At 72.9% G+C, this 22,304-nt stretch carries 24 protein-coding genes, 2 tRNA genes and 1 other RNA gene; 16 read left to right on the forward strand and 11 right to left on the reverse strand.

From position 1 onward, the window contains the following. The first annotated feature begins 14 nt into the window (after nucleotides 1-14). The 3 genes from ABD823_RS11830 to dnaN all read left to right on the forward strand — a co-directional run bounded on the left by ABD823_RS11830 (nucleotide 15) and on the right by dnaN (nucleotide 3,537). Nucleotides 15-1,571, forward strand: a complete 1,557-nt coding sequence (locus ABD823_RS11830; RefSeq protein ID WP_344858763.1) for a sensor histidine kinase — start codon at nucleotides 15-17, stop codon at nucleotides 1,569-1,571. Between the two features lie 88 nt (nucleotides 1,572-1,659). After that, the gene (locus ABD823_RS11835; protein WP_344858765.1) at nucleotides 1,660-2,319 is read left to right on the forward strand and encodes a response regulator transcription factor; all 660 of its coding nucleotides are present in this window, start codon (nucleotides 1,660-1,662) and stop codon (nucleotides 2,317-2,319) included. Nucleotides 2,320-2,439: 120 nt separating this feature from the next. Then, complete coding sequence (dnaN, locus tag ABD823_RS11840) at nucleotides 2,440-3,537, forward strand: DNA polymerase III subunit beta (RefSeq protein ID WP_344858767.1); 1,098 nt, start codon at nucleotides 2,440-2,442, stop codon at nucleotides 3,535-3,537. Nucleotides 3,538-3,700: 163 nt separating this feature from the next. Here dnaN and ABD823_RS11845 read toward each other — a convergent pair whose 3' ends face one another. The 6 genes from ABD823_RS11845 to upp form a co-directional block, all read right to left on the reverse strand. Next, on the reverse strand, nucleotides 3,701-4,390 hold the full coding sequence (locus ABD823_RS11845; RefSeq protein WP_344858769.1) for a FadR/GntR family transcriptional regulator: 690 nt from the start codon (nucleotides 4,388-4,390) through the stop codon (nucleotides 3,701-3,703). Nucleotides 4,391-4,497: 107 nt separating this feature from the next. After that, entirely contained in the window at nucleotides 4,498-5,805 is a 1,308-nt protein-coding gene (locus ABD823_RS11850) for a helix-turn-helix domain-containing protein (RefSeq protein ID WP_344858771.1), read from the reverse strand. A gap of 177 nt (nucleotides 5,806-5,982) precedes the next feature. Continuing rightward, nucleotides 5,983-6,513, reverse strand: coding sequence for a PH domain-containing protein (locus ABD823_RS11855; RefSeq protein WP_344858773.1), 531 nt, complete (start codon nucleotides 6,511-6,513; stop codon nucleotides 5,983-5,985). Further along, nucleotides 6,510-6,668 carry a hypothetical protein gene (locus ABD823_RS11860; RefSeq protein ID WP_344858775.1) on the reverse strand — a complete coding sequence of 53 codons (159 nt, stop codon included), beginning with the start codon at nucleotides 6,666-6,668 and terminating at the stop codon, nucleotides 6,510-6,512. Before ABD823_RS11860 ends, ABD823_RS11855 begins: the two co-directional genes overlap by 4 nt. Before the next feature lie 267 nt (nucleotides 6,669-6,935). Next, complete coding sequence (locus tag ABD823_RS11865) at nucleotides 6,936-7,169, reverse strand: hypothetical protein (protein ID WP_344858776.1); 234 nt, start codon at nucleotides 7,167-7,169, stop codon at nucleotides 6,936-6,938. A gap of 237 nt (nucleotides 7,170-7,406) precedes the next feature. Next, nucleotides 7,407-8,045 (reverse strand): uracil phosphoribosyltransferase, encoded by a 639-nt coding sequence (gene upp, locus ABD823_RS11870; protein WP_344858778.1) that lies wholly within the window; start codon nucleotides 8,043-8,045, stop codon nucleotides 7,407-7,409. Nucleotides 8,046-8,208: 163 nt separating this feature from the next. On the opposite strand from upp, the gene ABD823_RS11875 reads away from it, so the two are divergent. The 4 genes from ABD823_RS11875 (at nucleotide 8,209) to ABD823_RS11890 (ending at nucleotide 9,830) form a co-directional block, all read left to right on the forward strand. Then, nucleotides 8,209-8,718, forward strand: a complete 510-nt coding sequence (locus tag ABD823_RS11875) for a tRNA adenosine deaminase-associated protein (RefSeq protein ID WP_425566597.1) — start codon at nucleotides 8,209-8,211, stop codon at nucleotides 8,716-8,718. 15 nt (nucleotides 8,719-8,733) lie between these two features. Further along, nucleotides 8,734-9,225 carry a tRNA adenosine deaminase-associated protein gene (locus tag ABD823_RS11880; protein WP_344858782.1) on the forward strand — a complete coding sequence of 164 codons (492 nt, stop codon included), beginning with the start codon at nucleotides 8,734-8,736 and terminating at the stop codon, nucleotides 9,223-9,225. A 47-nt stretch (nucleotides 9,226-9,272) separates the two neighbouring features. Further along, on the forward strand, nucleotides 9,273-9,719 hold the full coding sequence (gene tadA / locus ABD823_RS11885) for a tRNA adenosine(34) deaminase TadA (protein ID WP_344858942.1): 447 nt from the start codon (nucleotides 9,273-9,275) through the stop codon (nucleotides 9,717-9,719). Nucleotides 9,720-9,740: 21 nt separating this feature from the next. Further along, nucleotides 9,741-9,830 (forward strand) — tRNA-Ser (locus ABD823_RS11890). 195 nt (nucleotides 9,831-10,025) lie between these two features. Here ABD823_RS11890 and ABD823_RS11895 read toward each other — a convergent pair. Continuing rightward, a complete protein-coding gene (locus tag ABD823_RS11895) occupies nucleotides 10,026-10,325 on the reverse strand; it encodes a type II toxin-antitoxin system VapB family antitoxin (RefSeq protein ID WP_344858784.1) in 300 nt (99 codons plus the stop codon). Between the two features lie 70 nt (nucleotides 10,326-10,395). Continuing rightward, the gene (ypfJ, locus tag ABD823_RS11900; RefSeq protein ID WP_344858786.1) at nucleotides 10,396-11,253 is read right to left on the reverse strand and encodes a KPN_02809 family neutral zinc metallopeptidase; all 858 of its coding nucleotides are present in this window, start codon (nucleotides 11,251-11,253) and stop codon (nucleotides 10,396-10,398) included. 193 nt (nucleotides 11,254-11,446) lie between these two features. Between ypfJ and ABD823_RS11905 the strand changes: the two genes are divergently transcribed. Then, nucleotides 11,447-12,112, forward strand: a complete 666-nt coding sequence (locus tag ABD823_RS11905) for a DUF6882 domain-containing protein (RefSeq protein ID WP_344858788.1) — start codon at nucleotides 11,447-11,449, stop codon at nucleotides 12,110-12,112. A 65-nt stretch (nucleotides 12,113-12,177) separates the two neighbouring features. Here ABD823_RS11905 and ABD823_RS11910 read toward each other — a convergent pair. Further along, a tRNA-Ser gene (locus ABD823_RS11910) sits at nucleotides 12,178-12,266 on the reverse strand. 93 nt (nucleotides 12,267-12,359) lie between these two features. On the opposite strand from ABD823_RS11910, the gene ffs reads away from it, so the two are divergent. Continuing rightward, nucleotides 12,360-12,458: signal recognition particle sRNA small type (gene ffs, locus ABD823_RS11915), an RNA gene on the forward strand. Between the two features lie 30 nt (nucleotides 12,459-12,488). Further along, nucleotides 12,489-14,771 carry a DNA polymerase III subunit gamma and tau gene (locus tag ABD823_RS11920; protein ID WP_344858790.1) on the forward strand — a complete coding sequence of 761 codons (2,283 nt, stop codon included), beginning with the start codon at nucleotides 12,489-12,491 and terminating at the stop codon, nucleotides 14,769-14,771. 118 nt (nucleotides 14,772-14,889) lie between these two features. Here the strand turns inward: ABD823_RS11920 and ABD823_RS11925 are convergent, their stop codons facing one another. After that, entirely contained in the window at nucleotides 14,890-16,371 is a 1,482-nt protein-coding gene (locus ABD823_RS11925) for a GAF domain-containing protein (RefSeq protein ID WP_344858791.1), read from the reverse strand. Between the two features lie 324 nt (nucleotides 16,372-16,695). Between ABD823_RS11925 and ABD823_RS11930 the strand changes: the two genes are divergently transcribed. The 5 genes from ABD823_RS11930 (at nucleotide 16,696) to ABD823_RS11950 (ending at nucleotide 20,617) form a co-directional block, all read left to right on the forward strand. Next, the gene (locus ABD823_RS11930) at nucleotides 16,696-17,049 is read left to right on the forward strand and encodes a YbaB/EbfC family nucleoid-associated protein (protein ID WP_344858793.1); all 354 of its coding nucleotides are present in this window, start codon (nucleotides 16,696-16,698) and stop codon (nucleotides 17,047-17,049) included. Nucleotides 17,050-17,052: 3 nt separating this feature from the next. Beyond that, the gene (gene recR / locus ABD823_RS11935; RefSeq protein ID WP_344858795.1) at nucleotides 17,053-17,652 is read left to right on the forward strand and encodes a recombination mediator RecR; all 600 of its coding nucleotides are present in this window, start codon (nucleotides 17,053-17,055) and stop codon (nucleotides 17,650-17,652) included. Beyond that, a complete protein-coding gene (locus tag ABD823_RS11940; protein ID WP_344858797.1) occupies nucleotides 17,645-18,184 on the forward strand; it encodes a DUF5063 domain-containing protein in 540 nt (179 codons plus the stop codon). The genes recR and ABD823_RS11940 overlap by 8 nt, the downstream gene beginning before the upstream one ends. Nucleotides 18,185-18,275: 91 nt before the next feature. Further along, on the forward strand, nucleotides 18,276-19,550 hold the full coding sequence (locus ABD823_RS11945; protein WP_344858799.1) for an aspartate kinase: 1,275 nt from the start codon (nucleotides 18,276-18,278) through the stop codon (nucleotides 19,548-19,550). Further along, complete coding sequence (locus ABD823_RS11950) at nucleotides 19,547-20,617, forward strand: aspartate-semialdehyde dehydrogenase (RefSeq protein ID WP_344858801.1); 1,071 nt, start codon at nucleotides 19,547-19,549, stop codon at nucleotides 20,615-20,617. Before ABD823_RS11945 ends, ABD823_RS11950 begins: the two co-directional genes overlap by 4 nt. Nucleotides 20,618-20,785: 168 nt before the next feature. Here the strand turns inward: ABD823_RS11950 and ABD823_RS11955 are convergent, their stop codons facing one another. Continuing rightward, entirely contained in the window at nucleotides 20,786-21,463 is a 678-nt protein-coding gene (locus tag ABD823_RS11955) for a hypothetical protein (protein ID WP_344858803.1), read from the reverse strand. A gap of 165 nt (nucleotides 21,464-21,628) precedes the next feature. Between ABD823_RS11955 and ABD823_RS11960 the strand changes: the two genes are divergently transcribed. Further along, nucleotides 21,629-22,303, forward strand: coding sequence for a TetR/AcrR family transcriptional regulator (locus ABD823_RS11960; protein ID WP_344858805.1), 675 nt, complete (start codon nucleotides 21,629-21,631; stop codon nucleotides 22,301-22,303). Nucleotide 22,304: the final 1 nt, after the last annotated feature.

Genomic DNA, 22,304 nt, shown 5'->3' on the forward strand with positions numbered 1-22,304 from the left:
GGAGACTTCAGGGCATGAAGGGTATGAAGGCCGTGCGGCGGTACGCGACGGCCGCGCTGCGGGCGGCGCTCCTGGGTCTGCTGGCCGTGGCCGACCTGTTCCTGGCGGCGGGGGTCCTGCTGACGGCGCTGTTCGCGTTCGCGCTGGGGATGATCTTCCTCTTCCCCTCGGCGGTCAGGGCGGTCCGGCGCCGTACGGGGCTGGCGCGGAGGCTGAGCGGCCGGTGGCTCGGCAGGGAGATCGCGCCGTCCTACCTGCCGCCCCCGCCGCCGGTGCGGCCGCAGCCCGACGGCTGGTACCGGCACGACCGCCAGCTCTACCGCACGCCGCGCTGGCCGGACTGGCACAACCGCTGGCAGTGGATGTTCGGCGACCCGGCCACCTGGCGGGACACGGCCTGGCTGCTGCTCAACCCGCTGGCCGCCGGCCTGCTCCTGCTCCTGCCGCTCGCCGTCACGGTCCTCGGTCTGTCCCTGCCGTGGCTGTGGACGCCGCCGAAGCTCCTGACGCTCCCCCTCGGCCTGCTCCTCGCCGCCGCCGGGCCGGCCGCGCTCCCGCGGCTGCTGTCCCTGTACGGCTGGTGGAACGAGCTGTTCCTCGGTCCCACGGCCAAGTCCCTGCTGGCGAGCCGGGTCCACCGGCTCAACCAGGAGCGCTTGGAGACGGTGGACTCGCAGGCGGCCGAGCTGCGCCGGATCGAGCGCGACCTGCACGACGGGGCGCAGGCCCGGCTGGTGGCCATCGGGATGACGCTCGGCGCGGCCGAGGCGCTGGTGGGGTCCGACCCCGCGGCGGCCAGGGCGCTGCTGGCCAAGGCGCGTGAGGCGTCCTCCACCGCGCTCACCGAGCTGCGCGGCCTGGTCCGGGGCATCCACCCGCCGGTCCTGGCCGAGCGCGGCCTCGGCGACGCCGTACGCGCCCTGGCCCTGGACAGCCCGCTCAAGGCCGAGGTCACCGTCGACCTGCCGGTGCGGCCCGAGCCGCCGGTGGAGTCGGCGGCCTACTTCGCGGTCAGCGAGCTGCTGGCCAACGCGGCGCGCCACGGGGGCGCGGACCGCGTCTGGATCGACATCGGCAGCAGGGGCGGGGCGCTGCGGATCACCGTCACCGACGACGGCTCCGGTGGCGCCGACCCGGCCGGGGGCAGCGGCCTGCGCGGCATCGAGCGGCGGCTGTCCGCCTTCGACGGGGTGCTCGCACTGAGCAGTCCGCCGGGCGGGCCGACCACCGCGGTGATCGAGCTCCCGCACGCGCGGGGCGCCCGCGATCCGCGGAACGCGGAGAAGATGCCCGGGTGGAAGTGGGTCATCGTGGGGACCGGCTGGGGCCTGGCCTGGCTGCCGCTCTTCCCCCAGGGGCTGGTCGCCATGGTGATGAAGCTGATCGAGATGGAGGACCGCAGCTGGATCCTCCCGCTCTACCTGCCCGATCCGTGGTCGTGGCTGCTGATCGTCTTCGACATCGCCCTGGGCACCGCCATGTACGCCGCGGCCGTCCTGCTCCCGATCCAGCACTCCCGCCGGCGCTGGATGGCCGAGGCCGCTCCGCATCGCCTATGTTCGGACCGATGAGCTTCGGACCGATGAGCCCGCACGCCGCCCCGCACCGCCCACGGGTCCTGCACCGCCCACGGGCCCCGCGCCGTCCGGGACGGGACCGATGAGCGCGCGCGTCGTGATCGCCGAGGACCTCTACCTGCTCAGGGAGGGCCTGGTCCACCTGCTCCAGGCGCACGGCTTCGAGGTCGTCGCCGCGGTCGAGTCCGGCCCCGAGCTGCTCGCCGCCCTGACCGGCGAGCGGCCCGACGTGGCGGTGGTCGACGTACGGCTCCCGCCGACCTTCACCGACGAGGGCCTGCAGGCCGCGCTGGCCGCCCGCCGGGCGGTTCCCGGCCTGCCCGTCCTGGTCCTGTCCCAGCACGTCGAGCAGCTCTACGCGCGGGAGCTGCTCGCCGACGGCACCGGCGGGATCGGCTACCTGCTGAAGGACCGAGTCTTCAACGCCGACCAGTTCGTCGACGCCGTGCACCGGGTCGCGGCGGGCGGGACCGCGATGGATCCCGAGGTGATCGCCAAGCTGATGGTCAGCACGGCCCGGCACGAGCCGCTTGCGGCGCTGACGCCCCGCGAGCGCGAGGTGCTGGAGCTGATGGCCGAGGGTCGTTCCAACGCCGCGATCTCCCAGCGGCTGTTCCTCAGCGAGAGCGCGGTCGGCAAGCACACCGCGGGCATCTTCACCAAGCTCGGTCTGGCCCCCTCCGACGACGACAACCGCCGCGTCCTGGCGGTCCTGGCCTACCTCAACGCCGCCCGCTCCTGATCGAGGCGTCCGCTCGCCCGGAGGCGTCCGGGCGGCCGCCGACGCGGGCGGGACCGAGTGTCGGTGGCAGCGGATAACGTCTGTCGGAGTACGGCATCCGTCCGCAGAAAGGGGCTTTGGGTGAAGTTCCGGGTTGACCACGAGGTCCTGGCCGAGGCTGTGGCCTGGGCCGCCCGCATGCTGCCGAGCCGCCCGGCGGTCCCGGTCCTGTCCTGCCTGCTCCTGGAGGCGGGGGAGGACCTCGTGCTCTCGGCCTTCGACTACGACGTCTCGGCCCGGATCCGGGTGGACGCCGACGTGTCCGAGCCCGGCCGGGTGCTGCTCCCCGGCAGGGTCCTGGCGGAGATCGCACGGAGCCTGCCCGGGGAGGCGGTCGAGGTCGTCGCCGACGGGGCGGAGGCGGTGCTGACCTGCGGCAGCGCGACGTTCGACCTGCGCACCATGCCGGTGGAGGACTTCCCGGCGCTGCCCGCCATGCCGCCGAAGGCCGGCGCGGTCGGCGGCGGCGTCTTCGCGAGCGCGGTCGGCCAGGTCGCGCCCGCGGCCAGCCGCGACGAGACCCTGCCCATGCTCACCGGCGTCCGGGTGGACATCTCCGGGGAGAGCGTGACCATGGCCGCCACCGACCGCTACCGGATCGCGGCCCGGGAGTTCGACTGGAGGCCGGAGCGGCCCGGGGTCGAGGCCGCCGCCGTGATCCCGGCCCGGGTGCTCGTCGAGGCGGCGAGGTCGCTCCGCGGCGGCGAGGTGACGGTGGGGCTGGGCGACGGCATCGCCGGTTTCGAGAGCGCCGGCCGGAGCATCACGGTCCGGCTGCTCGACGAGCAGTTCATCGACTACCGCTCCCGGCTGGCCGGTGACTGGTCCATCCGGGCCGACCTGCGGACGGCGCCGTTCCTCGACGCGATCAAGCGGATCCGGCTGGTCGCCGAGAGCAACACCGCGATCCGGTTGTCGTTCACCCCGGGCAGGGTGACCGTGCAGGCGGGCGGGGGTGAGGTCGGGCGGGGGACGGAGGTCCTCGACGCCGAGCTGTCCGGGGACGACATCCAGATCGCCTTCCAGTCGCAGTTCCTGCTGGACGGGCTGGCGGGCGTCGGGACGGAGTTCGTCCGCCTCAACCTGGAGTCCCCGACGCGTCCGGCGCTCATCGCCGAGGTGCCCGGCGACGCCGAGCCCGAGTTCCGCTATCTCGTCATGTCCCTGCGCCAGGTCTGAGGCGGGCGCGCCAGGTCTGAGGCGGGCGCGCCCCGCCCGCGAGGCGCCGGGCCGGCGACCGGTTCCGGAGGACGACGAGGGGCCCGTCCCGGCCGGGACGGGCCCCTGGCGTGCCTTCGTCCGTCCGCCGGGCGGCCGAGCGGATCGGCCGTGACCGACGGAGTCAGGCGGAGATCTCCTGCGACTCGGTGAGCGCGATCAGGATGTGCTCCATGCACGCGTGGCCGGCGCGCTCGGCGGCGGTCGCGTCACCGGCGGCGATGGCGCGGGCGATCGCGTCGTGCGGGATGTAGCTGCTGTTGATCGAGGTCCCCGCGGCCTTGATGCTGGCCCGCAGCGCGGCCGAGAAGTCCTGGTAGAGATCGATCAGGACGCGGTTGTGGGTGGCCTCCACGACCGCCATGTGGAAGGCGAGGTCGGCCTCGACGAACCCGTCGGGCTCGCCGGCCTCCCAGGCGTGCTCCCGCGCGGCCAGGGCGGCGTCGATGCGTACGATGTCGTCGTCGGTGCGCCGGGTGGCGGCCAGCCGGGCCGCCTCGACCTCCAGCGCACGCCGCACCTCGAAGATCTCCAGCTGCTCGGCGGCGCGCAGCCGCCGCAGCATGGCGCCGGACAGCTCGCTCGTGGCGCGGACGTAGGTGCCGTCACCCTGGCGGCACTCCAGCAGGCCCGCGTGGGTGAGCGCCCGGACGGCTTCCCGCACGGTGTTGCGTCCGACCCCGAGCTGCTCGGCGAGCACCGTCTCAGTGGGGATCTTCGCGTTCATCGGCCAGGAGTTCGACGTGATCTGCTCCTTGAGCTGATCGATCACCTGGTCGACGAGCGACGCTCGGTGCGCCGTACGCAGACTCACAGTCCGCCTCCTATGGGGAACCAATCATCCTATGAGTCAATGACTGATCGACCCTAATTATTCCGGAGGCACAAATCCAAATCCTGGACCCAGGAGCAAGAGAAGTCTTACCGCACCAGGGCGGAGTCGACCGTCATGCCCACCAGCGCGCCGCGCACACCGACCGCCTCGAGAGCCTTACGATACGCGCCGGTCTGCTCCTCCCGCGCACCGGCCTCGCCGTACAGGTCGCCGAGGCGGCGCCAGACCTGCGCGGCCTCCCGGTCGGAGCCGGAGGAGGAGGCGCCGGAACGCTCCAGAAGCGCCTGGGCGCTGTGCAGGCCGGCCAGCACGTCGCCGCCGCGGGCCAGGGCGACCTCGGCGCGGACCAGGTGCGCGGTGGCGCCGACGGCGCCCGAGCGGTCGCCGAGGAGGTCGAGGGCCGAGCCGGACAGGCGGAATGCGCCCTCGGGGTCGCCGCTCCGCAGCCGGAGCCGGGCGAGCACGACCAGGCTCTTGGCGTGCTCGGCGACGCGCTCGGGGAAGGCGGCGAAGACCTCTCCGGCCGCGGTCACGAGTTCCTGGGCCTCGGTCAGGGACTCGCCGAGCGCGGTCATCAGGCGCGACCACTCCATCGCGACCCGGGCCAGCCTGACCGCCATCCGGGCGGGGTGGCCGGTGGCGATCGCGTCGTCGGCGAGGCGCACGGCCAGCGCCGAGTCCTCACCCTCGGCCGCGGCCGTGCTCGCCTGCCAGAGCGCGTGGATCTCCGCCTCGCGGTTGACCGCCGCGGGCACGCCGCCGTCCAGGATGACCTGCCGGACGTAGTCCAGGCCCGGGGTGTCCGCCCGCCGGGACGCCTCGCTCTCCAGCAGCGCGGAGGCCAGGTCCACGGCGATCTCGCCCTGGGTCAGGCCCAGCCGCTTCACCTGGACCAGGGCGTCGGCGGCCAGGTCATGGGCGCGCAGGACGTCGCCGGCCCGCAGATAGCACCGGCTCAGGGCGACCGCGAGGGGCAGGTCGGCCAGGCGCTCGGGATGGGCGGCGGCCTCGCGGCGGAGCCGCTCGAACGCCTCCACGGCGAGGTCGGTCCGGCCCTGGGCCTCCAGGGCCCTGGCCCGGCCGAAGCGCGCGAGGGCGCCCAGGACGGCGTTCTCGTCGCCGGCCGCCTTGACGATCTCCGCGAAGCGCTCCGCCGCGACGGCGGGGTCTCCGTGGTGGAGCTCCAGCTCCGCGTGGCGCAGGCCGAGCTCGGTGTCGATGCGCTGACGCGGCTCGACGCCGTGCAGGAGGAACTCGGTGGTGCATCCCAGCCGCTCGGCGAGCAGGCGCGCGACCACGGGGGTCGGCGTGCGCTTGCCCGACTCGATGAGGGACACGTAGCTGTCGGAGAGGTCGGGTCCGGCCAACTGGGCCTGGGACATACGCCTGCTCAACCGCAGTCCGCGGACGCGGTCACCGATGGTTCCCTGACTCGGCATCTGATCTCTCAGGGCGGGGGACGGTCAATGTTCCAGCCATGATTGCATGATTCAGTCGAATCGGGTAACCCCCAGACAGGATCCCAGGTCAAACTCTTTGCGCTTCTCTACGTCACAGTGGACATCGAGTCATTAGTCGTCTGAGTCGTTCCCGCCCGGGAAGAGCATTTGGCAGACCTCCAGGTAAAGGGTCTCCGGATAGGGGATGTAGGGGACCGTGGAGAGCGCCTGGTCCTGGCCGGCCGACTCGAGGATGAACTCGCCGTAGCCCAGCATCCGCCCGAGCAGGGAGCGCTGGAAGCTCATGTCGGTCACCTTGCTGAGCGGCATCATCGCCACCCGGCGCGTGATCAGCCCCGTGGTGAGCAGCATGCGCTTGGAGGTCACGACGAAGTAGTCGACCGACCACTCCGCCACCTTCCACACGAAGCGGATGAGCAGCAGCAGCCACGCCCACCAGACGACGACGAGCCCGCCGCCGGCGTTCTGGTCGCCGAGCCACTTGCTGAGCAGTCCGGCGAGGATCAGGCCGCCGAAGACCTCGGCGACCGGGCGGAGCAGCACGGCCGGGTGACGCCGCACCATGATGACCTGGTGTTCGTGGGGGAGCAGGTAGCGGTTGACCGACGAGGGAGCGGAGTCCCCGTGAGTCACCAGCCTCATGAGAGATGGGAGACGAACTGGGCCAGGGAATCGGCCGCGGTGTACATCGAGTCGATGGCTCCTCTGACCGTGTGGGCCGCGTCATCCGGCCGGGTGAACAGGAAGAACACCACGAAGATGATGGCGCTCCATTTCAGAACCTGCTTGGCCTGCACTTGAGCCTCCCGTTACCACTCACCCACTGCACCCGACGTATACATTACCCACGCCTTAGCTCGGATAAAGCGTGTCAACCGATTCGGTCTTCCGCCCGGGGCGGACCTTCCGGCACCGGATCCCTCCCCTCCCGGTGCGGACCGCGCCGTCCCGCGCCGCTCCCGGTCTTGTGCCCGCGGCGGCTCGCGGGGAAGGGCCCGCGGGGCTCGCGGAAGGGCCCGCCGGCCTTCCGGGGCGGAGCCGTCCGGCCCGGCGCGGGACCGGGGCTACCGGTCGTGCCCGCTCGCCGCCATCGCCAGTACCTCGAGGTGTTTGCGGGCGATCCGCTCCACCAGCCAGGGATGAGCGTGGCCGGTGACCTCCAGCGCCCCGTAGCGGGCCGCGTCGACGCAGCGGATCACCGTGGCGGCCGGGTGGACCGCGGAGAACTCCTCGCGCAGCACGGCGCTGAGGGTCGCGTAGGGGTCCGGCTCCGGGGCCGGGAGGATTCGCTCGTTCACTGCCTCTCCCTGGTGTGCGGCCGCGGTCGACCGGCCGGGCGCGCCGAAGAGATGTCGTCCTGTGACACTCCGTACCCATCTAATCACAGAAGGTAACGGAAGGAGGGGTGGACACCGCTTCAACCCGGAAGGGCTTCGGCAAGGGAGGACCCCGGCCCGGAAAAGGCGTCGGCCCGGGGAGGGCGCCGACTCGGGAGAGGCCGCGGCCCGCCGCCGGGCCGGGCGGCCCGGCGGGTCTCAGGCGACGCCGTAGAGGCGGTCCCCGGCGTCCCCCAGCCCGGGCACGATGTAGCCGTGCTCGTTCAGCCGCTCGTCGAGGGCCGCGGTCACCACGCGGATCGGCCTGCCGCTCCCGGCGAAGGCCTCGTCCATGTAGGCCAGGCCCTCCGGGGCGGCCAGGAGGCAGATCGCGGTCACGTCGTCGGCGCCGCGCTCGAAGAGGAACTCGATCGCCGCGGCCAGGGTGCCGCCGGTGGCCAGCATCGGGTCGACCACGTAGACCTGACGGCCCGACAGGTCCTCGGGCAGCCGGGTGGCGTAGGTCTCCGCCTGGAGCGTCGACTCGTTGCGGATCATCCCCAGGAAGCCGACCTCGGCGGTCGGCAGCAGCCTCATCATCCCGTCCAGCATGCCGAGGCCGGCGCGGAGGATCGGGACCACCAGGGGGTGGGGGTGGGCGAGGCGCACGCCGGTGGCGGACGCGACGGGGGTCTCCACGGTCACCTCGCTGACCCGGACGTGCCGGGTCGCCTCGTACGCGAGCAGGGTGACGAGCTCGTCGGCGAGGCGCCGGAAGGTCGGCGAGTCCGTGTCCGCGTCCCGCAGGACGGTCAGCTTGTGGGCCACGAGCGGGTGGTCGATGACCAGGGTCTCCATGGACCCCCACGGTATCCCGGACGACGACCGGGTGGATAACGGACGAGGCATGACACCCGTTACAGGAGGGGATTTTGATCACGATTTGGCCGGAGTGGCGTACGGTTGTGCTCCACTTCTGAAAGCATTGACATCCGTACAGGCCGGCTCGGTGGGGATGACGATGACAGACGAAGAGGCGCTCGACTTCGCCATCGTGGTCTATCGCGAGGATGACCGCTGGGAGGCGGAGATGCTTCCCGCGGCGCTCACCTCCGATCTCCACGGCCTGATCCAGGCGCTGTGCCAGCAGCCGAGCATCAGCGGCACGATTGGCCTGGTCGCCGTGGGGGATGAGTTCTTCGTGGCGCTACGGGTGTTCGGCGAACGGGTGGACGTCTTCCTCTCCGACATCGCCGCGTCGCTGGACTTCCCGCTCGCACAGCAGGTGCTGGAGTACCTCGACGTGCCGGTGCCCGACGAGGAGGAGCTCGACGCGATCCTGCAGGACGAGGAGGCGGTGCTCCCCGCGGGGGACCTGTCGATCTTCGCCGACCTGGGGCTCGACGAGATGGAGCTCGGCATCCTCTCCGGGGACATCGACCTCCTCCCTGAGGACGTGCTGTCCAGCATCGCGGCACGGCTGGGGTTCTCCGAGCCGTTCGAGCGCGCCATCGACTCCATGTTCGGCTGAGCCCGGGAGATCTCCATGGCCTCCAGACCCTCCGGCAGCAGTGTTTTCTCGGCAGCGTTCGTCCGCACCGCGAGCGGCTGGAGCGGCGCCGAGGTCGACCTCGGCGAGGCCGAGATCGTCGATGATCTCGGGGACGCCGTGCAGGAGAGCCTCGGGCTCACCGGCGACGAGCTCGCCCTGCTCTGCGTGGAGGTGGAGGACGAGTGGTTCGGGATCGTCCGCTATCAGGGCGACGGCGAGCCCCGGACCTTCCTGTCCGACGCCCAGGCCGCGCGCACCGACGCGCTCGGCGAGCTCTTCGGCGAGCTGGCCGGGGTGGCGCCGGAGCACGAGACGCCCGAGGTCGGCGTACGGCCGGCGGGTGACTTCGAGCTCCTCAGCGACCTGGGCATGAGCCCCGAGGAGCTCATCGAGCTGAGCATGGAGGAGGGGGCGCTCCCCGCGGACACGCTCTCGGTGATCGCCGAGCGGCTCTCCTTCGCGGACGAGCTCGACCGGCTGCGGTGAGGGCCGCGCCGGACGTGGCGGACCCGGACGCCGAGTACGGCCCGGCGATGCGGCTCGCCCTGGCGCAGGCCGTACGTGCGGGAGAGCGCGGTGAGGTGCCGGTCGGCGCGGTCGTGCTCGGCCCCGGCGGCGAGGTGCTGGCGGAGGCGGGCAACGACCGCGAGTCCCTGTCCGACCCGACCGCGCACGCCGAGGTCCTGGCCCTGCGCCGGGCGGCGCGGGCGCGGGGCGGGTGGCGGCTGACCGGCTGCACCCTGGTGGTCACGCTGGAGCCCTGCACGATGTGCGCGGGGGCCGCGGTGCTGGCCCGGGTGGACCGCGTCGTCTACGGCGCGGTGGACGCCAAGGCAGGCGCGGCGGGTTCGCTCTGGGACGTGATCAGGGACCGCAGGCTCAACCACCGGCCCGAGGTCCTGATGGGCGTCCTGGCGGACGAGTGCGCCGGGGTGCTCACGGGGTTCTTCGCCGCCCGCAGGCTGCGCGAGCAACCGTGATTATCCGGTAAGCTGCTCGGCGGTGGTGTCGCCTAGTGGCCGAGGGCGCACGCCTCGAAAGCGTGTGATGGGGCAACTCATCCGTGGGTTCAAATCCCACCACCACCGCCATGAGCAGGGCCTCCACCCGGTCGCGGGTCGGAGGCCCTTTTCGCGTTCCGTTCCGTCCCTCTTCACGGGTCGTGCCGCGGGGATCCGGTGCCCGCACCGGGCGGTCCCGGTGCCCGCGCGGGACGGCCGCGGTGCGTTCACGGGCCCGGGGGCCCGGGGGCGTCCGCCCCCGGCCGGACGCCCCGGTGCGGGACCTCAGTCCGCGGGCAGCTCCAGGACCCGGGCGTGCAGGACCGGGCGCTGGTGCAGGGCCGAGCGCAGGGCCCGGTGCAGACCGTCCTCCAGGTAGAGCTCGCCGCGCCACTGCACCACGTGCGGGAACAGGTCGCCGTAGAAGGTCGAGTCCTTGGCGAGCAGGGAGTGCAGGTCGAGCACCGCTTTCGTGGTGATCAGGGTGTCGAGCCGGACCTGCCGCGGCGGTATCTGCGCCCACTCGCGATTCGAGAGGCCGTGTTCGGGGTAGGGCCGTCCATCGCCGACCAGCTTGAAGATCACCCTACGTAGTTTAAGAGACAATCCGGCCTTTTGCCCGCTCCACCGGTCCGGCACGGGCCGGGCGGCCTGCTCAGACGTCCCCGGAGAAGGTGTCGCAGCGGCCCGGGTCGCCGCTCTCGTAACCCGTGGTGAACCACTTGACACGCTGCGCCGAGGTGCCGTGGGTGAAGCCCTCCGGGTCGACCCGGCCCTGGGTGCGCTGCTGGATGCTGTCGTCCCCCACCGCCGCGGCGGCGCTCAGCGCCTGCTCGATGTCGTCGCGGGTGAAGGGCTGGGCGAACAGGCCGGTCTCGTAGGCGTTCTTGGCCCAGGCGCCCGCGTAGCAGTCGGCCTGCAGCTCCACCCGGACCGCGTCGCTCTCGGGGCCCTGCCGGTCGCCCTGCGCGCGGCCGAGGACGCCGGTCAGGTTCTGCACGTGGTGACCGTACTCGTGCCCGATCACGTACGCCTGGGCGAACGGCCCGCCCTGCGCGCCGAACCTGCTCTCCAACTGGTCGAAGAAGCTCAGATCGAGGTAGACCCGCCGGTCGGCGGGGCAGTAGAAGGGCCCGACGGAGGAGTCGGCGGCGCCGCACCCCGTGTTCACCGCGCCGGAGAACAGCACGGTCTTGGCCTCCTGATAGCCGTTCAGGGCGGTGGGCCAGTACTCCTGGATGCTGTTGACCACGCCGACCACCCGGCACTCCTCGTTCTGGTCGGCGTCCTCGCCGGTCCGGCACTGCGCGGTGAGGTCGGAGCCGGAGTCGACCGGCGCGGGGGCGCCGCCGCCGGTGAGGCCGCCGATGTCGACCCCGAACACCAGCGCGGCGATGAGCGCGATGATTCCGGCCGCGCCGCCGCCGATCGCGAGCCCGCCGCCCGGGATCCGCCCCCGGCCGCCGCTCTGCACCTGTGAACTGTCCAGCTGGACGTCGTCCTTGAAATCCATCGCCGGCGTCCCTTCCGATCCGCTTGGGAGGCCCCACTGCCCACGGCGGGGCGCGGTATGCCCGGAGCGCCCGAGGGGGCGGCGCGCCGGGGGCGCAGGGGGGCGTGCGGCGCGAGGGACCGGCCGGGCGCTCGGTGCGCCGGGGCCGCCCCGCAGCGGCAGGAGCCGGCTCGCCGGTGGATACGGTGCTCCGATGAGCGACATCTACTCCCATCTGGCGCCCGGGCTGGCCTCCGCCTTCGCCCGGCAGCTCGCGCTGGGCGACCTGATCGGCGAACGGGGCTGGCAGGTGGACATATCCGCCGGAAGGGTCACGTTCGGCGACGACCTGACCTTCCCGATCCAGCTGCTGGGCACGGAGAGCCACCTCGACCGCACCTGGCTGTGGGCCTGGGCCAACAGCGGCAGCGACCTGCCGGGCGAGGTGCTGCGGGCCGCGCTGTGGCTGCGCGACTACGGCGGCCGGTACGGCCTGGCGGAGCTGACCGAGCCGGGCATGGGCCTCGGCGAGGTCGACGGCCACCTGATCGCGCTGCTGGCCGGCGCGCTGACCGGCCGTTGCTATTACCGCGGGCCGTACCAGGGCGGTGCCCTGTTCTTCCTCGTCGAGGACACCCCGCCGCGGGTGAGCGCCCCGGTGGCCCCGGAGCGGCTGCTGCGTGTCCTGGCCCAGGTCCTCCAGACCTATCCCGTCGACCACCGGACCCTCGTCGAGGGCTTCCTGTCCCAGCAGGGATTCCAGGTCACCACCGCGCCGGGCGCGGTCGAGGGCCGGCGCGCCGACGGGATGTCCCTGCGCGCCGTGCTGGACGAGCACGGGCGGATCACCGACATGTCCGGCGGGATCTCGCCCGCCTGAACCCCCGGCCCGCCCCCGAAACGCCGAAGGGGCCGGTCCGCGTGTGCGGACCGGCCCCTTCGGGCTGGCGGAGGATAGGAGATTTGAACTCCTGAGGGGTTGCCCCCAACACGATTTCCAATCGTGCGCCCTAGGCCAACTAGGCGAATCCTCCGCCGGAAAGCTTAGCGGACTTCCGAGGATGCTGTGACCGCATAACGGTGTGACATTCGCGGACCCGAGTACCTCCGCCGGGGGATAGACTGTCCCCGGACCCCTCGCGCGGCGTCATCCTGTGAACCTCCCCAGGGCCGGAAGGCAGCAAGGATAAGCGGGCTCTGGCGGGTGTGCGAGGGGTTCCTTCGTTGCAGGACCCCTCGCAGGCGGGAGCTCCTTGATGAGTCTGGCGCTCTACCGCAAGTACCGGCCCGGGACCTTCGCCGAGGTCGTGGGCCAGGAACACGTCACCGAGCCGCTGCGGCAGGCGCTGCGGAGCGGGCGGATCAACCACGCCTACCTGTTCAGCGGGCCCCGGGGGTGCGGCAAGACCTCCAGCGCCCGCATCCTGGCCCGCTCGCTCAACTGCGAGAAGGGGCCCACCCCGGACCCGTGCGGTGAGTGCGAGTCCTGCGTGGCGCTCTCCCCCACCGGCCCCGGCCACCTCGACGTGATCGAGATCGACGCCGCCTCGCACGGCGGTGTGGACGACGCCCGCGACCTGCGGGAGCGGGCCTTCTTCGCGCCGGTGTCGGCGCGCTACAAGATCTACATCATCGACGAGGCGCACATGGTGACCCGCGAGGGGTTCAACGCGCTGCTCAAGCTCGTCGAGGAGCCTCCGCCGCACCTGAAGTTCGTCTTCGCCACCACCGAGCCCGAGAAGGTCATCGGGACGATCAAGTCCCGGACCCACCACTACCCGTTCCGGCTGATCCCGCCCGCGTCGCTGCGCGCGCTCATGGAGGAGATCCTCACCGCCGAGGGCGTCCCGTTCGAGCCCGCCGCGCTCCCGCTGGTCGTGCGGGCGGGCGCCGGCTCGGCCCGCGACTCCCTGTCGATCCTCGACCAGCTGTTCGCCGGCTCGGACGAGAACGGCATCACCTACGCGCGGGCGGTCTCCCTGCTCGGCTACACCGACGGTGGCCTGCTCGACGAGATCGTCGCCGCGTTCGCGGCACGGGACGGCGCCCGGGTCTTCCAGACGGTGAACCGGGTGATCGAGGGCGGTCACGACCCCCGCAGGTTCGCCATGGACCTGCTGGAGCGCTTCCGCGACCTCGTGGTCCTGGCCAACGTGCCGGACGCGGCCGGCAGCGGCCTGCTCGACCGGCCCGACGACGAGCTGGAACGGCTCCGCGAGCAGGCGGCCTCGATGGGGCCCGCCGACCTGACCCGGGCGGCGGAGGTCTTCAACGCGGGGCTGACCGAGATGCGCGGGGCGACCTCGCCCCGGCTGCTGCTGGAGCTGATGTGCGCCCGGGTGCTGCTGCCCGGGGCCGCGCAGGACGAGGCGGCGCTGCTGGCCCGGCTGGAACGGCTGGAGCGGAGCGGCCCCGGGGCGGGGGCCCCGGCGTACGCGGCCTCCGCTCCCGCCCCGGTCCAGGGGTACGCGCCACCCGCCGCCGGGTACGCGCCGCCCGCCGCGGCCGCGCCGCAGGCCGGTCCGGTGGTCGTGCCCGCTCCGGCCGGTACGGCTCCCGCCGCCCGGGAACCCGCCTCCGCGCCGGTTCCCGCGGTGTCCACGACCCCGGCTCCGGTCGCCCCCGCGGGCCCGCCCGCCGACGACTGGCCCGCCGCGGTCCGGCCGGGCACCGGAGGCCCGCCGCAGTCCCCGCCCGCACATCCGGTCGCGTCCCCCGCCGGGTCCTCTGCCGTGCCTTCCGCTGCGCCTTCCGCCGGGGGGGTGCCCTCCGGGTCCGAGATGGCGGCCGTCCAGCAGGCGTGGCCGCAGGTGCTCGGCGCACTGAAGCGGCGCAGCATCGTCGTCTGGGCGAACGTCAACACCAACGCCCAGGTCGTCGGTGTCGAGGGGAAGATCCTCACCCTGGGGTTCAGCCAGATCGGCGCGATGAAGAACTTCCTCGGAGGGGGCAAGGACGCGGTCGTCGAGGCGGCCCTGCAGGACGTGCTGGGCGGCAGCTGGAAGGTCGAGGCCGTGGTGGGCGGCGCCGGCGGGCCCGTGCCGTTCGGCGGCAACCACCCGCCGGTCCCGCCGCAGGCCCCCGCCTCCCGCCCGCAGCCGGACGCGCCGAGGGCCGCTCCCCCGCCGGCGCGGAGCGCCCCGGCGGCTCCGGCTCCGGCGGCCCCCGCGGCCCCGGCTCCGGCCCCCGCTCCCGAGAGCCGGGAGGCGGTCGCCACGGACGAGTCCTGGCCGGACGCGCCGCTGCCGGAGGACACCGGCTCGCCGCCTCCTCCGGGGCCCGGTCTCGCGGCGGCCCGCTCGGCCGCCCGGGCCGCCGCGCAGAGCGGAGGTCCCGCCGCCCGCCCGGGCGGCGCAGGCCGTTCCGCCGGGGGGGCGTCCGCCTGGCCGGACGCGGTGCCGGGCCGCGGGCCCGCCTCCGAGGCCGACGAGGTGGACCCGCTGAACGACGAGGACGCCGACGTCGACGAGCTCACCGGCATGGCGCTGATCCAGCGCGAGCTCGGCGGGCAGATCATCGAGGAGATCGACCACAGCTGACGGCGGCCCGCCGGACCGGCCACGGCCGGCGGCGACCGGTCGCGCGGCACCCGGCCGGGCCGGTCGCGCGGCGCCTGGCCCGGACCATGCCAGGGCCGGTCGCGCGGCGCCGGTCCGGTCAGGCCCGGTCGAGGGTGGCCAGGCGCATCCGGGCGGTGACCGCGCGGGGATCGTCCGGCATGAGCATCGCGACCAGGCGCTGCAGGACGTGGACGTCGTTCCTGCCGTACTCGGTCCCGGCATAGGCCCACAGGTCCTCCGGGCCGCCCCGGCTCAGGATCCGCGCGCGGACCTGGCCCTCCAGCTCCTCGCGCTCGGCGCGGACGGCCGGGGCCTCGGAGCGGGGCAGCAGCGGCCCGGTGTAGGCGCGGGCGACCCGGGCCGCGTCTCCGGTGACGAGCAGGTGTTTCAGGTCGATGAAGTCGGCCTCGACCGGGCAGGTGAGCCGGTACGGCTTGGCCGCGACGACCGGCCCGAGCTGGGTGCGCAGCCGGTGGATCTCGGCGCGGATCGTCACCGGGTTGCCCTCGTCCCCGTACAGGTGGAAGGAGAGCTGGTCGGCGGTCAGGCCCTTGGGGTTCAGGGCGAGCAGGGCGAGGATCTCGGCGTGCCGGAGGGAGAGCGGCACATGGAGCCCGTCCAGGCGGGCCGTGGGGGTCTCCGCGCCGAGGAAGGCCAGGGTGAGCAGGGGCGCGCGCCTGCCGCCGGGCAGCCGGAGCAGGAAGCCGCCGTCCAGCGGTTCGAGCACGCCCCTGCGCCCGTCGGCCAGCGTCACCTCGCCGCCGGACCCGGGCGGGCCGATCCGGACCCCCCACTGCTGCCGGGCCCGCTCCGGCCAGAGGATCCGGCCGGTCCCGGTGACCAGGGCGCCCGGCTCGCCGTGCAGCGCGCGCAGGCGGCTCTCGTGGCGGGCCCGGAACCGCTCGTCGTCCTCGCGCATGCGCAGGGTGAGGCGGCCCTCGACCAGCCGGGCCGTGGCCTCGACGAGGGCGACGACCGCCGGGTGCAGGCTGTCCGCCACGCCGCTGACGTCGACGCAGCCGAGGACGGCGCCGCCGTCAGGGTCGGTGATCGGAGCCGACGCGCAGGACCAGGGATGGAGCACGCGGAGCAGGTGCTCGGCCGCGCGGACGTGGACGGGGGCGCGGACGGCCAGGGCGGTGCCGATGCCGTTGGTGCCGACCGCCTGCTCGCCCCAGTGGAAGCCGTCCGCCAAACCCACCCCGTCGGCCCGCGCCATCGTCCGGTGGTCGCCGTCCCGCCAGAGCACGCGCCCCTGCGCGTCGGTGGCGAGCAGGATGCAGCCGATCTCGGTGACCGTCTTCAGCAGCGTGCCGGTGACGAGCGGCAGGAGCGCGTCCAGCGGGTGCGCGGCGCGGACGTCCCGGAGGTCCTCGCGCGCGAAGGCGGCGGGCGCGGCCTCGGTGTCCGGGTCGACGCCCGCGTCGAGGGAGCGCCGCCAGGACGAGGCGATCAGGCGGCGCGGGACGTCGCTCGCCGGCAGCTCGCCGACCGGTGTCGTCTCGTGCAGGCGGCGCAGTCGCGCCGAATAGGCGTCCAGGTCCGGGACCGGCGCGGATCCCAGGTGGCCGCCGGCCATGTGCCACCCCCAGCAGTCGAGCCGATGGCTCGAAGCATCTCCGCCGGGCGGGGGCCGTGCAAGTGGTTCGGCCGAACCGTATGCGATGAGTGACCGGTCGGGCGCAACGTGTGTGCAACCCGCGCTTCGTTACCGTGGCGCCACACGCCGCCGCGGGTGGTCGCTCCGGTGGCGTGCGCCGGGTCCCGGACGTCTGGAGGGGGGCCGGGATCCGGCGAGGTTTACCGCGTGCGGTGGGGGAACACGTGCGGGCGCCGGTGCACGACGCGGCCCCGACCCCGTAGGCTCGTGACGACTGATGTCATTGACGAGGAGCGCACGACGGTGAACCCAGGGGATGTCAACCTCCAGCAGCTGCTGGAGCAGGCACAGCTCATGCAGCAGCAGCTCGTGAGCGCCCAGCAGGAGCTGAACGACGCGGAGATCGAGGGCTCGGCGGGCGGCGGTCTGGTCGTGGCCACGGTCAACGGCGGGGGCGAGCTGCTGGAACTGAAGATCAGCCCGGAGGCCGTGGACCCCGGCGACGCCCAGGAGACGGCGGACACCATCGCCGACCTGGTGATCGCGGCGATCCGGGACGCCGTCCGCGCGGCCAACGAGCTGCAGCAGGAGAAGCTCGGTCCGCTCGCCCAGGGGCTGGGCGGCGGGGGCGGGTTTGGCCAGCTGCCCGGGTTCTGAGCCATGTACGAGGGGGTCGTCCAGAACCTGATCGACGAGCTGGGCATGCTGCCCGGCGTCGGTCCCAAGAGCGCGCAGCGGATCGCCTTCCACCTGCTGGCCGCGGACCCGGCCGACGTGAAGCGGCTCGCGCACGCGCTGCTGGAGGTCAAGGAGAAGGTCCGCTTCTGCCGGGTCTGCGGGAACGTGGCGGCCGAGGAGGAGTGCCGGATCTGCCGTGACACCCGGCGCGACCCCCATGTCATCTGCGTCGTCGAGGAGTCCAAGGACGTGGTGGCGATCGAGAAGACCCGCGAGTTCCGCGGTCGCTACCACGTGCTGGGCGGGGCGATCAGCCCCATCGACGGCGTCGGCCCCGACGACCTGCGGATCCGGGAGCTGATGACGCGGCTGGCCGACGGCCGGGTGACGGAGCTGATCATCGCCACCGACCCCAACCTGGAGGGGGAGGCGACGGCGACCTACCTCGCCCGTCTGGTCAAGCCGATGGGCCTGAAAGTGACACGACTGGCGAGCGGTCTGCCCGTGGGCGGTGACCTCGAGTACGCCGACGAGGTCACCCTGGGCCGGGCGTTCGAAGGACGGAGGCTGCTGGATGTCTGAGACGACCGATGAGTGGAGCGCGGTCGCGGACCGGATCGCGGTCCACGCGCAGAACTACCTCGACGGCCTGACCAGGCTGGCGGGCGGGGAGGGCGGGGACGCCATCCTGCCGCTGCTGCTGGTGGAGGTGGCCCAGGTCAGCTCGGCCGGCGCGCAGCTCGGCGCGAGCCAGGACGTGATCCTGACCGAGAACTGGGAGCCGCACCTGAGCGAGGACCCGGACGTCGACCCGCTCCGCACGGCGCTGGCCGAGCGGCTGGGCCCGGTGGACGACTACGCCGAGGTCTTCGACCCGTACAAGGACACCGCGGTCACGCCGTACCGGCTCTCGGACGACCTGGCGGCGGTGGCGGCCGACCTGATCCACGGGCTGCGGCACTACCAGGCGGGGCGGCCGCTGGAGGCGCTGTGGTGGTGGCAGTACTCCTACTTCAACACGTGGGGGAACCACGCCGGAGCGGCGATGCGGGCGCTGCAGTCGCTCGTCGCCCACACCCGGCTTGACGTGGCCGAAGAGCGCACAACGGTGTGATCGTCCACATAGTGGTCTAAACCAGGAGAACCTTGGTAGTGCGCCAGTAGACTGTGAGCTCCACAGCCCTAGATTGCTTCGGAGACATCTCGTGGCGCTCGTTGTTCAGAAGTACGGTGGTTCGTCCGTCGCCGACGCGGCCGGCATCAAGCGGGTCGCGCAGCGGATCGTCGCGACGAAAAAAGCCGGCAACGACGTCGTGGTGGTCGTCTCCGCGATGGGCGACACGACCGACGAGCTGCTCGACCTCGCCCAGCAGGTCTCGCCGCTCCCGCCGGGCCGCGAGCTCGACATGCTGCTGACCTCCGGTGAGCGCATCTCGATGGCGCTGCTGGCGATGGCGATCGCCAACGTGGGCTACGAGGCGCGCTCGTTCACCGGTTCGCAGGCCGGCGTCATCACCGACTCCACGCACGGCAAGGCGCGGATCATCGACGTGACGCCGGGGCGGATCCAGGAGGCGATCAGCGCGGGTCAGATCGCCATCGTCGCCGGCTTCCAGGGTGTCTCGCAGAACACCAAGGACATCACCACGCTCGGCCGGGGCGGCTCCGACACGACCGCGGTCGCGCTCGCCGCCGCCCTGGACGCCGACGTGTGCGAGATCTACACCGACGTGGACGGCGTCTTCACCGCGGACCCGCGCATCGTGCCGGCCGCCCGCAAGATCCCCAGGATCTCCTACGACGAGATGATGGAGCTGGCGGCCTGCGGGGCGAAGATCCTGCACCTGCGCTGCGTGGAGTACGCCCGCCGGTTCAACCTGCCGATCCACGTCAGAAGCTCGTTCAGCACCAAGGAAGGCACGTGGGTCGTCTCCGACCCCGACAGTGAAGGAAACGAGATGGAGCAGCCGATCATCTCCGGCGTCGCGCACGACCGGAGCGAGGCCAAGATCACCGTTGTCGGGGTGCCCGACAAGGTCGGCGAGGCTGCGACGATCTTCAAAACGCTGGCGGACGCCGAGATCAACATCGACATGATCGTGCAGAACGTGTCGGCGGCGGCGACCGGCCGGACGGACATCTCCTTCACCCTTCCGGCCACCGACGGCTCCGCGGCGCTGACCGCCCTGAAGAAGGTCCAGGAGCGGATCGGCTTCGAGTCGCTGCAGTTCGACGACCAGATCGGCAAGGTCTCGCTGGTCGGCGCAGGCATGCGCTCGCACCCCGGCGTCACCGCGACGTTCTTCGCCGCCCTCGCCGACGCGGGGGTCAACATCGAGATGATCTCCACCTCGGAGATCCGCATCTCGGTGATCGTCGGGCTGGACGAGGTGGACGCGGCCGTCACCGCCGCGCACCGCGCGTTCGACCTCGACGCCGACCAGGTTGAAGCAGTGGTCTACGGAGGTACCGGACGATGAGCCGCAAGCCCACCCTCGCACTGATCGGCGCGACCGGAGCCGTCGGCACGGTCATGCGCGACATCATCTCCTCCCGTGAGGACGTCTACGGCGAGATCCGCCTGGTGGCCTCCGCCCGCTCCGCCGGGAAGGTCCTTGAGGTCCGCGGCGAGAACGTGGCCGTCCAGGCGCTGGCCCCCGAGGTCTTCGACGGCGTGGACATCGCGATCTTCGACGTCCCGGACGAGGTCTCCGCCGAGTGGGTGCCGGTCGCGGCCCAGCGCGGCGCGGTCGTCATCGACAAGTCCGGCACCTTCCGGATGAACCCCGAGGTCCCGCTGGTGGTGCCCGAGGTCAACCCGGAGGCCGCGCGCAACCGTCCGCTGGGCATCATCTCCACCCCCAACTGCACCACGCTGTCGATGATGGCCGCGATGGGCGCGCTCCACCGCGAGTACGGCCTGCGCGAGCTGGTCGTCGCCTCCTACCAGGCGGTCTCCGGCGCGGGCGTGGCCGGTTCGGCCCGGCTCTACGACGAGATCGAGGCGCTGGCGGGCGACCGGACGGTGGGGCAGGCGGCCGGTGACGTGCGCAAGGCGCTCCAGAACAAGCTGGGCGACGGCGAGTCGCCGTTCCCGGCGCCGGTGGCGTTCAACGTCGTGCCGTGGGCGGGCTCGCTGAAGGAGGGCGGCTGGGCCTCCGAGGAGCTCAAGCTCCGCAACGAGTCCCGCAAGATCCTCGGCATCGGCGACCTGAAGGTCTCGGCGACCTGCGTGCGCGTCCCGGTGATCACCACGCACTCGCTGGCCGTGCACGCGACCTTCGAGCGCGAGATCACCGTCGCCGACGCGCACCGGATCCTGGAGGCCGCCCCCACCGTGGTCGTCATGGACGACCCCGCGAGCGGCGTCTTCCCGACCCCGGCCGACGTGGTCGGCACCGACCCCACCTACGTGGGCCGGATCCGCCAGGCGCTCGACTTCCCGAACACGCTCGACCTGTTCGTCTGCGGCGACAACCTCCGCAAGGGCGCGGCCCTGAACGCGGCGGAGATCGCCGAGCTGGTCGCGGCCGAGTTCGCCGGGTAGTCCCCGGACGGTCCTTGTCTCGTGTGAGGCCCTCCCGCCGCGCGGCGGGAGGGCCTCACGTGCGCACGGGGCCCGCCGGGATCCGGGGCGGGGTTCTCACGGGCCGCCCCGGACCGCGCCCGGGCCTTGCTTCCCGGGTCTCCCCGGGCGTGGTCCGGGCGGGGCCTTTCAGACGAAGACGATGTCCCAGTGGGACGGCGTGCGGGCGTAGAGGGCCTGCGCGGTGCCGTACAGGAGGGCCCCGTCGGAGCGCAGGCCGCGGAACGGCTCGGTGCGCCTGATGTACCGGTCGAGGCAGGCGTTGGGCTCCACGTCCAGCTTGTAGCCGTTGGCGTGGCTGTAGCGGCCGGGCGTGTGGCCGGTCTCGGTGCCGCCGGTGAGGATGACCGGGCAGCCGCTGCGGCGCTTGAGCCGGATCACCCCCCGCAGGGTCTCCGTCCGGATCGCCTCCAGCGAGGTGCACCGCCTGTTCGCCCGGTCGGAGCACCCGCCGGAGGAGTACAGGCCCAGCCCGGCCCGGCCGAGCCTCCTGATCGCCTGGGTGTGGGTGAGCCAGACCGGGCGCTCCCGCCGCAGGGTGGTCCTGCCCTCGCTCCGGGGGTCCGCCGGCATCCTGCGGGCCACGGCGGCCAGCGGCACGCGGGCGGCGGGCGGCGCGTCGGAGGCCGGAGCGGCAGGCGGTGCGCCCGCGGCCGGGGCGGCGTTCCCGGCCGGGGTGGCGGCGGGCGGTGCGCCCGCGGCCGGGGCGGCGCCGGTGGCCGGCGAGAAGAGCGTCGTCGTGTGCACGGCGAGCAGGGCCCCGGCAGCGAGCCGGACAGCCCTGTGTCTGGTGGGACGTGTTCCCATCGATCCGATCCTTGTCGCGGTTCGCCCTTCCGCGAGGAGATCAATCCCACCGCCGGAACGGCGCCGAAACCACGTGATCGCCCCGGCTACCGGATCTTTGCACTGTGATGCCGATCACCGTGAGGCGCCATGACTCACAGGGACGCGGGCCGTACAGTGACGAGCGTGGCCGAGCCGACCCGGAGGAGCAGGGGGTCCGACAGGACCCGTGAAGTCATCGTCGAGACGGCCCTGCGGCTGTTCCGCGAGCGGGGGTACGAGGCGACCACGATGCGGGCCATCGCCGCCGAGGCCGGGGTCTCGGTGGGCAACGCCTACTACTACTTCTCCTCCAAGGAGGCGCTGGTCCAGGCCTACTACGACCGGGCGCAGGCCGAGCACGAGGCGGCGTGCGAGCGGGTGCTGGCCGCCGAGCGGAGCCTGGCCGGGCGGTTGGACGGGGTGCTGCGGGAGTGGGTGCGGGTCTCCGAGCCCTACCACGAGTTCGCGGTGAAGTTCTTCAAGCACGCGGCCGAGCCGAGCAACCCGCTCAGCCCGTTCAGCGCCGAGTCGTCGCCCGCGCGCGAGGCGTCGATCGCGATCTACCGCCGGGTCGTGGAGGGCGCGTCGGACCGGATCGACGCCGAGCTCCGCGAGGAGCTGCCCGAGCTGCTCTGGCTGCTCTCGATGGGCGTCGTGCTGTTCTGGGTGCACGACACCTCCGAGGGCTGCCGACGGACCTACCGGTTCATCGAGCTCACCGTGCCGCTGGTCGACCGGCTGGTCTCCCTCTCCCACCTGCCCGGGCTGCGGGGCATCGCCCGCGACTTCATCGCCGGGGTGCACGAGCTGCGCTCCTGAG

The organism is Planomonospora alba (assembly GCF_039534085.1).
Taxonomy (GTDB): Bacteria; Actinomycetota; Actinomycetes; order Streptosporangiales; family Streptosporangiaceae; genus Planomonospora_B; species Planomonospora_B alba.

What these genes read in the sequence shown, in the direction of transcription:
- ABD823_RS11830 (WP_344858763.1), top strand. Translation starts at nt 15, where the DNA reads ATGAAGGGTATGAAGGCCGTGCGGCGGTACGCGACGGCCGCGCTGCGG.
- ABD823_RS11835 (WP_344858765.1), top strand. Translation starts at nt 1,660, where the DNA reads ATGAGCGCGCGCGTCGTGATCGCCGAGGACCTCTACCTGCTCAGGGAG.
- ABD823_RS11855 (WP_344858773.1), bottom strand. Translation starts at nt 6,513, where the DNA reads ATGAGGCTGGTGACTCACGGGGACTCCGCTCCCTCGTCGGTCAACCGC.
- upp (WP_344858778.1), bottom strand. Translation starts at nt 8,045, where the DNA reads ATGGAGACCCTGGTCATCGACCACCCGCTCGTGGCCCACAAGCTGACC.
- ABD823_RS11875 (WP_425566597.1), top strand. Translation starts at nt 8,209, where the DNA reads ATGACAGACGAAGAGGCGCTCGACTTCGCCATCGTGGTCTATCGCGAG.
- ABD823_RS11880 (WP_344858782.1), top strand. Translation starts at nt 8,734, where the DNA reads ATGGCCTCCAGACCCTCCGGCAGCAGTGTTTTCTCGGCAGCGTTCGTC.
- tadA (WP_344858942.1), top strand. Translation starts at nt 9,273, where the DNA reads ATGCGGCTCGCCCTGGCGCAGGCCGTACGTGCGGGAGAGCGCGGTGAG.
- ypfJ (WP_344858786.1), bottom strand. Translation starts at nt 11,253, where the DNA reads ATGGATTTCAAGGACGACGTCCAGCTGGACAGTTCACAGGTGCAGAGC.
- ABD823_RS11905 (WP_344858788.1), top strand. Translation starts at nt 11,447, where the DNA reads ATGAGCGACATCTACTCCCATCTGGCGCCCGGGCTGGCCTCCGCCTTC.
- ABD823_RS11920 (WP_344858790.1), top strand. Translation starts at nt 12,489, where the DNA reads ATGAGTCTGGCGCTCTACCGCAAGTACCGGCCCGGGACCTTCGCCGAG.
- ABD823_RS11925 (WP_344858791.1), bottom strand. Translation starts at nt 16,371, where the DNA reads ATGGCCGGCGGCCACCTGGGATCCGCGCCGGTCCCGGACCTGGACGCC.
- recR (WP_344858795.1), top strand. Translation starts at nt 17,053, where the DNA reads ATGTACGAGGGGGTCGTCCAGAACCTGATCGACGAGCTGGGCATGCTG.
- ABD823_RS11940 (WP_344858797.1), top strand. Translation starts at nt 17,645, where the DNA reads ATGTCTGAGACGACCGATGAGTGGAGCGCGGTCGCGGACCGGATCGCG.
- ABD823_RS11950 (WP_344858801.1), top strand. Translation starts at nt 19,547, where the DNA reads ATGAGCCGCAAGCCCACCCTCGCACTGATCGGCGCGACCGGAGCCGTC.
- ABD823_RS11955 (WP_344858803.1), bottom strand. Translation starts at nt 21,463, where the DNA reads ATGGGAACACGTCCCACCAGACACAGGGCTGTCCGGCTCGCTGCCGGG.